The sequence below is a fragment of the Agrobacterium salinitolerans genome (genome assembly GCF_027498475.1).
GTDB lineage: Bacteria > Pseudomonadota > Alphaproteobacteria > Rhizobiales > Rhizobiaceae > Agrobacterium > Agrobacterium salinitolerans.
The window spans coordinates 645113-659652 of record NZ_JAPZLN010000003.1 but is presented as its reverse complement, the minus strand read 5'-3'; the positions used below and the strand labels follow the sequence as shown (position 1 = coordinate 659652).

Here is a 14540-nt window from a genome sequence, read left to right as displayed (position 1 = left end):
GTCTTGCTGGTGTTTGGGCTTCTGGCGTAAACGCTTACTACGCTGAATCCGAGTGGGCAGTTGCTGCTGAATACGCAATCAAGGCAACTGAAAAACTGACGATTACGCCTGCATTCCAATATTCTGGTAATGTTGCTGCGAAGGGCTCTTCTGCTGCATTCGCTGCCGCTGGCGCCCCCATTGTTGGCGGTGCTGCTGGTACGACGTACTACGTTGTTAACGACTGGTCGAACGATGATGCTTGGACTGCAGGTGTTACCGTTGATTACCAGATCACACAGGGTCTGGCCGCGAAAGTTACTGCCAATTACACCGACACCGACAACGCACCGGAAGAATGGACTGGTTTCGTTCGCCTTCAGCGTTCGTTCTAATCTGATCTGACATAGTCAGTGATGGAAACCCCGGCAGAAATGCCGGGGTTTTTTGTTTGAGTGCGGTCAGTCCGTTAAACAAAAAAGCACCGGGCCTGCCGGTGCTTCGATAGTTTGACAGCGATCAACCGATGTGCCGGGTTTCTATCCCGCCCGCCCATGGCGCAGGTCGTCAACGATATCGGCCTGTTGCCCGAGCCTCGTCTTGTAGACCTGATAATTCTCCATCACCCGCTGCACGTAATTGCGGGTTTCGGGGAAGGGGATGCGCTCGATCCAGTCAATCACCTCGTCGATCGGCTTGCCGCGCGGGTCGCCATAGCGGGCGATCCATTCCGGCACGCGCTTGGGCCCGGCATTATAGGCGATGAAGGTGAGGATGTAGGAGCCGCCGAAACTGTCGATCTGCTCGCCGAGATAATGCGCGCCGAGCGTAGCGTTATAACCCGCGTCGGTGGTCAGTCGCGCCTGGATGTAGGGCAGGCCATGGCGTCCGGCCACGCCTTTGGCTGTTCCGGGCAGCAGTTGCAAGAGGCCGCGTGCATTGGCGGCGGAGACGGCGGCCGGGTTGAAGGCGCTTTCCTGCCTGGCGATGGCATAGGCAAGCGCCTTGCCGGAGCCGGCAATATTGGCGCTGGCGGGAATGACGCCGAGCGGATAGGCGAGTGCGGCCGCATCGATGCCGCGGCTGAACGCCGTCTTGCCGATTTGCAACGAGACCTGATGATTGCCGTCGCCCTCGGCCCGCGCCGCCAGAATGGCAAGCTCGCCGGGACTGTCGATCTGTTCCGCCAGCGACCGGTAAAGGCTGTCGGCCCGCCAGCCATACCCGGCCGCTTCCAGCCGGTCGATGGCGCGCACGGCTTCGCGGCCGGCGAAACGTTCGCGGTCGCCGCTGCTGGGGCTTGGATAGGTGACGTTCAGTGTCTTCGTACCTATCCGCGCGGCGGCGAGCTGGCCGTAAAACGTGCCGGGATGCGCGGCGGCTTTTTCGAAATAGTCACGGGCATTCCCCGGTCCGCCCGCTTCCGCCGCCCGTCCGAGCCAATAATAGGCGCGCGAGGCCGAAAGCGGCCGGTTCGACGTCTGCAACAACGTATTGAAATGGCGAGAGGCTGCCGCCGGATCGCGCAGCGCCCTCAGCGCATACCAGCCGGCATGGAATTCTGCATCGGCAATATCGACGGCTGAAGTGGCCGAATGATTGGCGACGATGCGATAGGCTTCGGCAAAATCACCCAGATCGGCAAGGCCGCGGGCGACGATACGGCGTTCGTTCCACCATTCGCCGGGGTTGACGAGTCTGGCCGTTTCCTTCGGCGCCTGCCGCAGAAGCACGGCGGCTTCCGGATATTTCTGCTGGTTGCGCAGGTTCTCGATGCGCGCGAAGAGATAGGTCGGATCGTTGCGCCAGGAGGCGTCGACCTTGCCCAGCAACGCCGTGGCATTGGCGGATCGCTGTAGCACCGCCGCCCAGGCATTATAAAGCGACTGCGCCTTGCCGAGATCCCCGAAACGCTTGGCCTGGCTGATGCGGCTGCGATACATCAGATAATCCATGCGCGCCTTGTGATCGGCCGGCGTCAGATAGGTGGGAAACTCGGCAAGCACACGGTCTTCCATGTCCTTGTCCATGCCTTCGCTGACCCAGAGCTGGCGAATGAGGCGCTGCGATTCGTCTGTTCTACCGGAGGAGGCGAGCGCCTTGGCAAGCACGACGGTTCCTTCCGCGGTTTCCGGCCGGCTGCTGCCGAAGGCTGAAAGCACCTGCGCGGTCGGCGGATCTTCCCGGTAAAGCGCCTTTTCGGAATTGGCCCGCAGGGTGGCGGCACCGGGCCAGCCGGCCAGTTCGCGCTGGGCAGTGGCAATCTCGGCTGATGGCACGTCCTTCTGGCCGGAGACGGCAATCGCCCAGGAGAGAATATGCCGGTCGAGGCTGCCGCTCGGCATGGTGTTGCGCAGCGCGATTGCCCTGGTCGCATCGCGGCTGGACAGCGCGTCGAGGCCGGCCTTCAGCTGGCTGGTATCATCGGGGCGGGTAAGGCGCGGTATGGCGCCGGTGATCTCGGGCGAGGCCGGCATGAAGGCCGGAACAGCAGGCGCGTTCGGCTTGACATAGGGAAGCGGCACCGCACCTTCCGGCAGCGGCCCGGCCAGTGCGTTCCAAACGGTTGCGGCAAGACCCGCCGCCATCAATCCCCAGACTGTCTTTTTCATGCCGTTCTTCATTGTGTAAAGGAGTTGCCGATTTTCCTGTAATATCGCTTCATTGCAGCAGGATTGCCGAAAACGGTCTGATGTCCCACACCGGAATCTTGAGATTTCAGCCTTAATGAAATCTTAATAACCGCCCCGCGATTCAATCAACTTTTATTCACCGGCCCGCGAGCGATGTCTCTTTTCGGCGCCGGCTTTCTGCACTTGCCGGTCATGGTCCGGAGACTGTCACACTTCCGACAATTTCGGACAAAATACGGTGCCTTTGCGCTTGTCGGCGTCAAGGGCTGGCTCTAATGTGTGCCGGTTTTAACCATCGAATGCGGCCGAAGCATGAACCGGTTCGGCGCCAGGAGCTTTGCATGTTCAAGGGATCAATTCCCGCCCTCATTACCCCGTTCACGGACAATGGCGCCGTGGACGAACAGGCATTTGCCGCCCATGTGGAATGGCAGATCGCCGAAGGCAGCAGCGGACTTGTGCCCGTGGGCACGACAGGGGAATCTCCAACCCTCTCCCACGACGAACACAAACGGGTCGTCGAGCTGTGCATCGAGGTGGCGGCGAAACGGGTTCCGGTCATTGCGGGTGCTGGCTCCAACAATACCGATGAAGCAATCGAGCTTGCGCTGCACGCGCAGGAGGCCGGTGCGGATGCGCTGCTGGTCGTCACACCCTATTATAACAAGCCGACGCAGAAGGGCCTGTTCGCCCATTTCTCGGCAGTCGCCGAAGCCGTGAAACTGCCGATCGTCATCTACAATATCCCGCCGCGCTCGGTGGTCGACATGTCGCCGGAAACCATGGGTGCGCTGGTCAAGGCGCATAAGAACATCATTGGCGTCAAGGACGCGACCGGCAAGATCGACCGCGTTTCCGAGCAGCGCATTTCCTGCGGCAAGGACTTCATCCAGCTTTCGGGCGAGGATGGCACGGCGCTCGGCTTCAACGCCCATGGCGGCGTCGGTTGCATTTCGGTCTCCGCCAATGTCGCGCCGCGCCTCTGTTCGGAATTCCAGGCGGCAATGCTCGCCGGCGATTATGCCAAGGCGCTGGAATATCAGGATCGCCTGATGCCGCTGCACAAGGCGATCTTCATGGAGCCCGGCGTCTGCGGCACCAAATATGCGCTGTCGAAGACGCGCGGCGGCAATCGCCGGGTCCGCTCGCCCTTGATGAGCACGCTGGAACCGGCAACGGAAGCGGCCATCGATGCGGCGCTGAAGCATGCCGGCCTGATGAACTGAGGCAGGCCCGAAAGCGTTTAAGGCGCGCCATGAACCGCTTCGCGACAGAAGCCGTTCGGCGCGCCTTTTCTTTTCGCGACGACAACATTAAATAGGGGTTCGAAAACCGCTCTCGGCGGTAAGCCGAAGGCGCAATAAGAAAAACAAGGGATTGAAATATCATGGCCCCCAAAGGCAGCCAGCGCGTGGTGAACAAGATCGTTGCGGAAAACCGCAAGGCTCGTTTTAACTATGAAATCATCGATACCTATGAGGCGGGGCTGGTGCTGACCGGCACCGAGGTCAAGTCGCTGCGCGAAGGCAAGGCGAATATCGCCGAATCCTACGCGTCGGACGAGGGCGATGAAATCTGGCTCATCAATTCCCACCTGCCGGAATATCTGCAGGCCAACCGCTTCAACCACGAGCCACGCCGCCGCCGCAAGCTGCTTTTGAACAAACGCGAGATCAACCGCCTGCGCGCCGGCATCAACCGTGAAGGCATGACGCTGGTACCGTTGAAGGTCTATTTCAACGACAAGGGTCGCGCCAAGCTGGAACTGGCGCTCGCCAAGGGCAAGAAGCTGCATGACAAGCGCGAGACCGAAAAGGAACGCGACTGGAACCGGCAGAAGTCGCGGTTGCTGAAGGGCGGCAACGCCTGAACCGGTTTGGCCGGGCAGGGGATTTGCCGCCTTTCGCGACATGTACCTCCGTCATGCCGGGCTAGATCCGGCATCCAGCCACGGCGCGTCTGTGCCGTGAAAGAGTCTCTGGTGATCAAGGACTTGATCACGCTGGCCCCCGGATCAGCTCCGGGGTGACGGAGTGAAGATCACTCCGGTCATGTCTCAAGCAGCCCGATACGTCCGCTCCACATGCGCCCGCGTTGCCGAAACGCTGAACCGGCTGACAAGCGCCGCCAGATTGGCGCTGACATCGCTCAGATTATGCGTCGCCGCATTCGTCTCTTCCACCATGGCCGCATTCTTCTGGGTCAGATTGTCCATGCTGTTGATGGCGGCGTTGATTTCCTGAATGCCGACGGACTGCTCCTGCGCCGCCTTTGTCAGCGAGACGATATGTTCCTGAATATGATCGACCTTGTTGCCGATGGTATTGAGGGACTCGCCCGTCTTGTTGACCAGCGAAACGCCCTGCATCACATCGTCGGAAGATTTGGCGATCAGCGTCTTGATTTCCTTGGCGGCGTTGGCGGAGCGTTGTGCGAGTTCACGCACCTCCTGGGCGACAACGGCGAAGCCCTTGCCGGCCTCACCGGCGCGTGCAGCCTCCACGCCGGCATTCAGCGCCAGAAGATTGGTCTGGAACGAAATCTCGTCGATGACGGAAATGATCTGGGTGATCTTTTGCGACGATTCCTCGATGGCGCCCATCGCCTTCACCGCTTCCGTCACCACATCGCGCGAGCGCGCGGCTTCAACGGCCGAGCTTTCAACGATGGCCTTGGCCTCTTCGGAACGCTGCGCCGACAATTTGGAAATGGTGGTGATTTCCTCGACGGCGGCGGCGGTTTCCTCAAGGGCGGCGGCCTGCTGCTCCGTGCGGCGGGCCATGTCGTCGGTCGCGGAAGTCAGTTCACGGGTATTGCTGGAAATCTTGTTTGCTTCCTCGACGATCTGCGCAAAGGCGCCGGAGAGATTGCCGACCGCGGCGTTGAAGTTGGCGATCAGCCCCTCGAACTGCGGTGCGGTCTTTTCGCCGATGCTGGAAGTGAGGTCGCCGTTTGCCAGCTTGTTGAGGGCATTGTTGAGCAGTTCGAGAACGTGATCCTGCTCCCTCTTCATCTGCGCCTGCTCGGCCTCGACCTTTTGCCGCTCGCTGGCAAGCACGTCGAGATAGACGGAGATCGAATAATCCATGTCGAGAAGGGCGGCCTTGATGGTGGCGGAGAGGGCGTCCTTCACCTTTTTGGCCTTCTTCTCCATGAAAAGGCCCTTCAATTCGGACTCGATCACGGCCTTGACGATGCCATCCAGCATCAGCGCGTAACCGCCGATATACCACCTCGGCTCCAGCCCCAGTCTTGCATGGGTGCGGCCGATGGCGGTTACGGCATCGGTATAATCCGCATTGAATGTACCGGAGGCTATCCTCTCCCAGTGCTTGAGCTGCATGCCCTTGGCGTGCTGGATATGGGCCTCGCTGGAGAAGAACTTCGCCGTCTCCGGCACCGAGCGCGCCTTGGCGTAAAAGCGATCGAGGGACGCATCGAGGGAGCCGGTAATGACGCCCTTCATGTCTGAAAGATTTTGCCGCTCACCGTGGCCAAGCCCCAGAAAATTCAGTCGTTCATCAAGTTGTCGGTCGGTTTTTGCTTGGCCGTGCATGTCTAGTCATCCTGCTTTGACACCCCAAATCACGTAACTGGTGTCTTTGCGTGATTTAGACACGTCTAAAATTAACCAAGATATAATTTCGACTGACCGGATTTGATGTTTGTTAAGTTTAAAAGGAATTTTACCTTGGGCGATCAGCGCAAAACAAAAAAGGCGCCCGTTTTTCAACGGACGCCTTTAAAAGTCTGCGGTGTCTAAACCAGGGTCAAACCGTCTCCGGACCCTCTGCGTGCCGGGCGGGGCGCTCGTTCGGGTCGCGCCCGATCTCGGCCTTCAGCGTCATCAGATCGATGAAGTGATCGGCCTGTCGGCGCAAGTCGTCGGCGATCATCGCAGGCTGCGTGGCCATGGTGGAAACCACCGAAACCTTGCGGCCCTTGCGCTGCAGCGCATCCACCAGAGTGGTGAAATCGCCGTCGCCGGAGAAGAGCACCAGGTGATCGACCGTCTCGGACTGTTCCATGGCATCGACTGCGAGTTCGATATCCATGTTGCCCTTGATCTTGCGGCGGCCGAGTGCGTCGGTGAATTCCTTCGCCGGCTTTGTCACGACCTTGTAGCCGTTATAATCCAGCCAGTCGATCAGCGGGCGGATCGAGGAATATTCCTGATCCTCGATGAGCGCCGTATAATAATAGGCGCGCAGCAGGTATCCGCGCTTTTGAAACGCCTTCAGGAGCTTGCGGTAGTCGATATCGAATCCCAGGCTTTTCGATGCTGCATAAAGATTGGCTCCGTCTATGAAGAGCGCAATTTTCTCCCGTGGATCGAACATTCCATCCCATTCCTTTTCTTGGAAAGGCCATTATCTGGCTTTTATATCCGGTCGATGACGCAAAAAAACATGTCGTATCAACGCGCTTTGCGTGTCGCCGTTGCGTTTTAAGTAAGCTACCTTCCCCCTTATTCCAAGACAATTCTTCTAGACATTTTGCTCATCAGACGCCAAACATGGGCGATATGGTGCCAAAAGACGCCAAAGACAGGAAAAACTTGAATTCCGCGGCCAATGGCTGTATCGGAGGCTGGAAAGCGTCGTCGCGAGAAATCTTGAATGTTTTTCGCAAGGCACGAAGCGCAGATTCAATAGGTTAGAGTAACCCTTGTGCACCCCGAACATCGCACGGCGCTCTGATCCACGACATTACGACCCGCAAAGGACAGGCAATGGCCCGCGTCACAGTTGAAGATTGCATTGATAAAGTAGACAACCGTTTCGAGCTGGTGCTTCTCGCCAGCCACCGTGCGCGCCAGATTTCTCAAGGGTCTTCCATCACGGTTGACCGCGACAACGACAAGAACCCGGTTGTGGCGCTGCGCGAAATTGCTGACGAGACACTGTCTCCCGACGATCTGAAGGAAGACCTGATCCACTCGCTGCAGAAGCACGTGGAAGTGGACGAGCCCGAGCCCGATCCGGTCACGCTCGCCGCCTCCGCTGCCGAGGGCGAAGACGACGACCAGCCGGAAACCGTCACTTTCGACCAGATGTCGGAAGAAGAACTGCTGGCCGGTATCGAAGGCCTTGTGCCGCCGGAAAAAAACGACGATTATTGATCCGGTTTTATGATGCCTTTGGCAGGCGACGGTTACTGTCTGTCAATAGTTGCCGTCATAATCTGATCCCTATTGATGCAGCATTGTGCGCCAACCCCAAGGTTGGCGCGCTTTCTTTTTGTGGAATATCGCATGATGCGGCAATACGAACTCGTCGAGCGGGTTCAAAAATATAAACCGGATGCGAATGAGGCCCTGCTCAACAAGGCCTATGTTTACGCGATGCAGAAACATGGCCAGCAGAAGCGGGCCAATGGCGACCCCTATATTTCGCATCCGCTGGAAGTTGCCGCAATCCTCACTGAAATGCATCTCGACGAATCGACCATCGCGGTGGCGTTGCTGCACGATACGATCGAGGACACCACCGCCACCCGCGCAGAAATCGACGAGCTTTTCGGCGAGGATATCGGCCGGCTGGTGGAGGGACTGACCAAGCTCAAGAAGCTCGACCTCGTCACCCGCAAGGCGAAACAGGCCGAAAACCTGCGCAAGCTGCTGCTCGCCATTTCCGATGACGTGCGTGTCCTTCTGGTGAAGCTTGCCGACCGCCTGCACAATATGCGCACCATGGAATATATGCCGGCCGACAAGCGCAGCCGCATTTCCGAAGAAACCATGGAAATCTATGCGCCGCTCGCCGGCCGCATGGGCATGCAGGATATGCGCGACGAGCTGGAGGACCTGTCCTTCCGTTACCTTAACCCTGAAGCCTATGAGACGGTGACCAACCGTCTTCAGGAGCTGGAAACGCGCAATGAAGGGCTGATCAAGAAGATCGAGGACGAGTTGCGCGAGCTTCTCGTGGCAAACGGGCTGGTCGGGGCAGGCGTGAAGGGGCGTCAGAAGAAGCCCTATTCGGTGTTTCGCAAGATGCAGTCGAAGTCGCTCTCCTTCGAGCAGCTTTCCGATGTCTACGGTTTCCGCATTCTGGTGGATGACATTCCCTCTTGCTACCGGGCGTTGGGCATCGTGCATACGCGCTGGCGCGTGGTGCCGGGCCGGTTCAAGGACTATATCTCCACACCGAAGCAGAACGACTACCGTTCCATCCACACCACCATCGTCGGTCCTTCGCGCCAGCGTATCGAGCTGCAGATCCGCACCAAGCGCATGCATGAGATCGCCGAATTCGGCATCGCGGCCCATGCGCTTTACAAGGATGGCGAAAACGGGGAGGGCGATCTGCTCTCGCCGGAATCGAACGCCTATTCCTGGCTGCGCCACACCATCGAATCGCTGGCCGAAGGCGACAGCCCGGAAGAATTCCTCGAGCATACGAAGCTCGAGCTGTTCCAGGATCAGGTGTTCTGCTTCACGCCCAAGGGCAAGCTGATCGCCCTGCCGCGCGGCGCCACCCCCATCGATTTCGCCTATGCGGTGCACACCAATATCGGCGACACCACGGTCGGCGCCAAGATCAACGGGCGGATCATGCCGCTCGTCACTCGCTTGAACAATGGTGACGAGGTGGAGATCATCCGCTCCGGCGTGCAGGTGCCGCCCGCCGCCTGGGAAGAGGTGGTGGTGACCGGCAAGGCGCGTTCTGCCATTCGCCGCGCCACCCGCATGGCCATCCGCAAGCAATATTCCGGCCTCGGTTATCGCATTCTGGAACGTACCTTCGAACGCGCCGGCAAGGCCTTCTCCCGGGATGCGCTGAAGCCCGTGCTGCATCGTCTGGCGCAGAAGGATGTCGAAGATGCCATCGCTGCCGTCGGCCGTGGTGAGGTCTCGTCGCTCGATGTGCTGCGTGCGGTCTATCCGGATTATCAGGATGAGCGTGTGACGGTGAAGATGACCGGCGACGATGGCTGGTTCAACATGCGCAGCGCCTCCGGCATGGTCTTCAAGATACCCGGCAAGTCGCGCTCCGTACTTGAGGACGATGGTGCCGCCGAGATGCTGGATGGGCCGGACCCGCTGCCCATCCGTGGCCTTTCCGGCAATGTCGACGTGCATTTCGGTTCCGCCGGCGCCGTACCGGGTGATCGCATCGTCGGCATCATGGAAAATGGCAAGGGCATCACCATCTATCCCATTCAGGCTCCGGCGCTTCAACGCTTCGACGATGAGCCGGAGCGCTGGATCGATGTACGCTGGGACCTCGATGAGGCGAACAAGTCGCGCTTCATGGCGCGGGTGATGATCAATGCGCTGAACGAACCGGGCACGCTCGCCTCGGTGGCGCAGTCGATCGCCACGCTGGACGTCAATATTCGCGGCCTCAACATGGTGCGCATCGGCACGGATTTCTCCGAGCTGGCGCTGGATGTCGAAGTCTGGGATCTCAGGCAGCTGAACCAGCTTCTGTCGCAACTCAAGGATCTCGATTGCGTTTCGACCGTAACGCGTGCCTTCGATTGAGGCATTTTTGATCTTCTGTAAGCACTGCAAGGCCGTTGTTATGCGTTGAACGCATGGCAGCGGCCTTTTCCTGTCTCTGGTGGCGGAGGCGGTTTGCGACTATTTTCATCTCAGAAATTGAAGAGAAGGAAATGCGGCGTGCCGGTGGATGAACACCGATGAGAAACGCCAGTTCCAAACCGAAAGGACCGAAAATCATGTTTACTCCGCTTCGCAAGATCGCCCGCGCCGTTCGTGGCAAGACCACCCAGGAACGCGAATTCGAATATCTCAGCGGTTCGGTATCGAATGTCGACCTCGAATTCCGCCAGCGCGAAATCGACCGCGGCCTGTTCCGCCGGTAATGCGCTCAGCGCATGGCAGCCCTTCGCCATGCGTTTGGATCAGCGCGGGCAGCCATATTGGTTGACGTGAAGGCTGACCTCTAGAGACAAGAAGGTGCGCGCGAGAAGCGCGGGCATCGCGGGCTGTGTGGCCATTCCCGCATGGATAGTCGGCGCCGCATGCCCCTGCTGCTTGTGGCGCGCTTCTGAATATGGCCTTGTGCCTCTTGGCTCGGCCCGGGCGATGAAATAAACTGCATCCCATGCCGTTTCGCCGCCGTGAACCCGTTGGTTTTTCAGACAAGATTCGCGACCTGTTTTGGCCGCGCACGGGTTTTTCCCGTTCGCTGCGCTATATGAAGCTGCGTCTGCTGCGGCTTTCCGCGTCTCCGCATTCCGTCGCCGCCGGTGTCGCCATCGGTGTAGCCGTGGCCTGGACACCCTTTCTCGGTGTCCATATCATCATTGCCATAGCGCTCGGTTTTCTGATGCGTGTCAATCTCGTCGCTGCCGCGCTCGGCACCACCTTTGCCAATCCACTGACATTTCCGTTCATCTGGGCATCTACCTGGGAACTGGGGCACTTCATCCTCGGTCGGCAGAAGATCGAAAGCGCAGCGGATGTGGATTTCGTGGCGCTGTTCAGCCATCTCGAATTCCGTCAGATATGGACGCCGGTGCTGGAACCAATGACAATCGGCGCGTTTTTTCCCGCCCTTGTCAGCGCGGTCGTCGCCTATATCGCCGTTTATGGTCTCATCAGCGGTTTCCAGCGGCGCAAGATGGAAAATCTCGCGCATCGCGCCGCCAACAAGAATGCTTCTCTGGAGATGTTGAAATGATCATTGGATTGGGCAGCGACCTGATCGACATCCGCCGCGTTGAAAAATCGATCGAACGTTTCGGCGAGCGCTTCACCCATCGCTGTTTCACCGATATCGAGCGCGCCAAATCCGATGGCCGCAAGAACCGCGCCGCTTCCTATGCCAAGCGTTTCGCCGCCAAGGAAGCCTGTTCCAAGGCGCTGGGCACCGGCCTTGCGAACGGCGTTTTCTGGAAGGATATGGGCGTCGTCAATCTGCCGGGCGGCAAGCCGACCATGGTGTTGACCAATGGGGCAGGGGAAAGGCTGACGGCGCTGCTGCCCGCCGGCCACCGCGCCAATATTCACCTGACGATCACGGATGATTTTCCCTATGCTCAGGCATTTGTGATTATCGAGGCGCTTCCCGTGAACGGGTAAGACCCGGTGAAGCCGCATTGGCGTCCTATTTGCGGACGTGTCACAGAAGCGCTTCCCTTCGGGCTGGAAAGGTTCTAGAGAAGTCGCAGAAATATGAAAGCCTTGCCGGCCGCGTGAGACAGCATCACCCGCCGCAGGCGCGATAGGCAACGGCCCGGGAGCTTCTGAAATCGAAGAAGCCGGGAAACAATCAGGCAGGTCTTTAAGTGTCGGAAAAAGCTGAAAAGAAGCAGAACGCCCTCTGGGAGAACGTCAAGGTCATCATTCAGGCGCTGCTGCTGGCCATGGTCATCCGCACCGTGCTGTTTCAGCCCTTCACGATCCCGTCCGGCTCTATGATGCCGACGCTGCTGGTGGGCGACTATCTTTTCGTCAACAAGTTCTCCTACGGCTATTCGAAATATTCGCTGCCCTTTTCGCCGAACCTGTTTTCGGGCCGTATCCTCGAATTCAGCAAGCCGAAGCGCGGCGATGTCGTGGTCTTCCGCCTGCCGCCCAATCCTGAAGTCGATTACATCAAGCGCCTGGTCGGCTTACCCGGTGATCGCATCCAGGTGACGAACGGCGTGCTGTTCATCAACGGTCAGCCGGTTCCCAAGCAGCCCGACGGCACCTTCACCTCCGATTACCGCGCCGATCCGGGCGCCAATGTGCCTGTCTTCCGCGAAACGCTCGACAATGGCGTCACCTACGATACGCTCGACCAGTCGCCCGACTCGCGCGGCGACAACACCCGCGAATTCGTGGTGCCGGAAGGCCATTATTTCATGATGGGCGACAACAGAGACAATTCGCTCGACAGCCGTTTCGACGTCGGTTTCGTACCGGAAGAAAACCTGATCGGCCGCGCCAGCGTCATCTTCTTCTCGCTGGGCAATGACACGCCGTTCAGCCGCATTTGGGATTGGCCCGCCAACATGCGTTGGGACCGCCTCTTCAAGGTTGTGGAATGAGCAAGACCAAGCCGCTTTCGGCGGACGAGATTTCCCGTCTGGAAGCGTTGATCGGATATGAGTTCAAGGAAAAGGCCCGGCTCGACCGGGCCTTGACCCATGCCAGCGCCCGCTCCGCCGCGGCCGGCAATTACGAGCGGCTGGAATTTCTGGGCGACCGCGTTCTCGGTCTCTGCGTTGCCGAACTGCTGTTCTCCACCTTCCGCAACGCCAGTGAAGGCGAGCTTTCGGTTCGTCTGAACCAGCTCGTCAGCGCCGAATCCTGCGCCGCGATCGGCGACGAGATGGGCCTGCACAATTTCATCCGCACCGGTTCGGATGTGAAGAAGCTGACTGGCAAGGCGATGCTCAACGTGCGCGCCGATGTTGTCGAAAGCCTGATCGCCACCATCTATCTGGATGGCGGGCTGGAAGCGTCGCGCAAATTCATTCTGAAATACTGGCAGGGCCGCGCGACAAGCGTGGATGCCGGGCGGCGCGACGCCAAGACCGAGTTGCAGGAATGGGCGCATGCCAGATTTGCAACCACGCCCTCCTACCGTATTGACGATCGCTCCGGACCGGATCACGATCCACGCTTTACGGTGACGGTGGAAATTCCCGGCGTGAAGCCGGAAACCGGTGTCGAGCGCTCCAAGCGCGCGGCCGAACAGGTGGCGGCAACGAGATTGCTGGAACGCGAAGGCGTCTGGCAGAAATCCTCCACCTGAGACTGAGTGCCCTGAACGGGCGCTGCAATCGAGCGCATGTGGGCCCTTTGGCCGCATGTTGAATACCTCTGACCTTGAATGGATATCATGACCGACCACGAAAACCCCGCCGTTGAAGGCGAAGACAATGCCCTTCCGACCCATTCCGGCTTCGTGGCCCTCATCGGCCCGACCAATGCCGGCAAGTCGACGCTGGTGAACCGGCTGGTGGGCGCCAAGGTTTCGATCGTCAGCCACAAGGTGCAGACGACGCGCGCCGTTATGCGCGGCATCGCCATCCACAAGAATGCGCAGATCGTTTTCATGGACACGCCCGGCATCTTCAAGCCGCGCCGCAGGCTCGACCGTGCCATGGTCACCTCCGCCTGGGGTGGCGCGAAGGATGCGGATCTCATTCTGCTGCTGATCGACAGCGAGCGCGGCCTGAAGGGTGATGCCGAGGCCATTCTGGAAGGGCTGAAGGATGTTCCTCAGAAGAAGATCCTGTGCCTCAACAAGATTGATCAGGTGAAGCGCGAAGACCTGTTGAAGCTCGCCGCCGCCGCCAATGAGGCGGTCGCGTTCGACCGCACCTTCATGATTTCCGCCACTAACGGTTCGGGCTGTGAAGACCTGATGGATTATCTGGTGGAGACCCTGCCGGAAGGCCCGTGGTATTACCCGGAAGACCAGATTTCCGATCTGCCGATGCGCCAGCTCGCCGCCGAAATCACCCGCGAAAAGCTGTTCCTGCGCCTGCATCAGGAACTTCCCTATGCCTCGCATGTCGAGACGGAAAAGTGGGAAGAGCGCAAGGACGGCTCCGTGCGCATCGAGCAGGTGATCTATGTCGAACGCGACAGCCAGAAGAAGATCGCGCTCGGCAAGAACGGCGATGCTATCAAGGCGATCTCCACCGCGTCGCGTAAGGAACTGTCTGAGATTCTCGAGCAGCCGGTGCATCTCTTCCTGTTCGTGAAGGTGCGCGAGAACTGGGGCGATGACCCCGAGCGCTTCCGTGAAATGGGTCTGGAATTCCCGCGAGGCTAGTTGCCAGGCATCCTCCCTCATCCCTGTGCCTGTCACAGGGATCCAGCCAGCCAAGTCCTTGGGCTGAAAGGAGTTCTTCCCGCCGCGCAGACGCGCGTGGGCTGGATTCCCGTGACAGGCACAGGAATAAGGGAGGAGTGCAAGGTAAGCTTCACAAATCTTCACCCACCATCGGGAACCG

General features: G+C 59.2%; 14 protein-coding genes. 11 read left to right on the top strand and 3 right to left on the bottom strand.

What is annotated here, in order from left to right; translation table 11 throughout:
- A partial coding sequence (locus tag O9X91_RS15210) for a porin (RefSeq protein ID WP_269834321.1) occupies window positions 1–374 on the top strand: 374 nt, incomplete at its 5' end.
- Window positions 375–518: 144 nt separating this feature from the next.
- On the opposite strand, the gene O9X91_RS15205 is transcribed toward O9X91_RS15210, so the two are convergent.
- Window positions 519–2591 carry a lytic transglycosylase domain-containing protein gene (locus tag O9X91_RS15205; RefSeq protein ID WP_162520420.1) on the bottom strand — a complete coding sequence of 691 codons (2073 nt, stop codon included), beginning with the start codon at window positions 2589–2591 and terminating at the stop codon, window positions 519–521.
- A gap of 362 nt (window positions 2592–2953) precedes the next feature.
- Here O9X91_RS15205 and dapA point away from each other — a divergent pair, with 362 nt between their 5' ends.
- Window positions 2954–3838, top strand: a complete 885-nt coding sequence (gene dapA, locus O9X91_RS15200) for a 4-hydroxy-tetrahydrodipicolinate synthase (RefSeq protein ID WP_077982991.1) — start codon at window positions 2954–2956, stop codon at window positions 3836–3838.
- A gap of 161 nt (window positions 3839–3999) precedes the next feature.
- Entirely contained in the window at window positions 4000–4482 is a 483-nt protein-coding gene (smpB, locus tag O9X91_RS15195) for an SsrA-binding protein SmpB (RefSeq protein WP_077982615.1), read from the top strand.
- Window positions 4483–4668: 186 nt separating this feature from the next.
- Here smpB and O9X91_RS15190 read toward each other — a convergent pair whose 3' ends face one another.
- The gene (locus O9X91_RS15190) at window positions 4669–6168 is read right to left on the bottom strand and encodes a methyl-accepting chemotaxis protein (protein WP_269833196.1); all 1500 of its coding nucleotides are present in this window, start codon (window positions 6166–6168) and stop codon (window positions 4669–4671) included.
- Between the two features lie 214 nt (window positions 6169–6382).
- Complete coding sequence (locus tag O9X91_RS15185; protein ID WP_004440903.1) at window positions 6383–6952, bottom strand: LabA-like NYN domain-containing protein; 570 nt, start codon at window positions 6950–6952, stop codon at window positions 6383–6385.
- Window positions 6953–7344: 392 nt separating this feature from the next.
- On the opposite strand from O9X91_RS15185, the gene rpoZ reads away from it, so the two are divergent.
- The 8 genes from rpoZ (at window position 7345) to era (ending at window position 14359) form a co-directional block, all read left to right on the top strand.
- The gene (gene rpoZ / locus O9X91_RS15180) at window positions 7345–7734 is read left to right on the top strand and encodes a DNA-directed RNA polymerase subunit omega (protein ID WP_077982613.1); all 390 of its coding nucleotides are present in this window, start codon (window positions 7345–7347) and stop codon (window positions 7732–7734) included.
- Between the two features lie 132 nt (window positions 7735–7866).
- On the top strand, window positions 7867–10101 hold the full coding sequence (locus tag O9X91_RS15175) for a RelA/SpoT family protein (protein ID WP_173988536.1): 2235 nt from the start codon (window positions 7867–7869) through the stop codon (window positions 10099–10101).
- Between the two features lie 197 nt (window positions 10102–10298).
- Window positions 10299–10445 (top strand): hypothetical protein, encoded by a 147-nt coding sequence (locus O9X91_RS15170; protein ID WP_003496944.1) that lies wholly within the window; start codon window positions 10299–10301, stop codon window positions 10443–10445.
- A 242-nt stretch (window positions 10446–10687) separates the two neighbouring features.
- Window positions 10688–11266: a DUF2062 domain-containing protein gene (locus tag O9X91_RS15165; RefSeq protein WP_269833197.1), complete on the top strand. Its 579-nt coding sequence runs from the start codon at window positions 10688–10690 to the stop codon at window positions 11264–11266.
- Window positions 11263–11667 (top strand): holo-ACP synthase, encoded by a 405-nt coding sequence (gene acpS, locus O9X91_RS15160; RefSeq protein WP_077982611.1) that lies wholly within the window; start codon window positions 11263–11265, stop codon window positions 11665–11667. The genes O9X91_RS15165 and acpS overlap by 4 nt, the downstream gene beginning before the upstream one ends.
- Before the next feature lie 206 nt (window positions 11668–11873).
- Entirely contained in the window at window positions 11874–12620 is a 747-nt protein-coding gene (gene lepB / locus O9X91_RS15155; RefSeq protein WP_080791042.1) for a signal peptidase I, read from the top strand.
- Window positions 12617–13330, top strand: coding sequence for a ribonuclease III (rnc, locus tag O9X91_RS15150; RefSeq protein WP_269833198.1), 714 nt, complete (start codon window positions 12617–12619; stop codon window positions 13328–13330). Before lepB ends, rnc begins: the two co-directional genes overlap by 4 nt.
- A gap of 78 nt (window positions 13331–13408) precedes the next feature.
- Complete coding sequence (gene era / locus O9X91_RS15145; protein WP_162520421.1) at window positions 13409–14359, top strand: GTPase Era; 951 nt, start codon at window positions 13409–13411, stop codon at window positions 14357–14359.
- The last annotated feature ends 181 nt before the right edge of the window (window positions 14360–14540 follow it).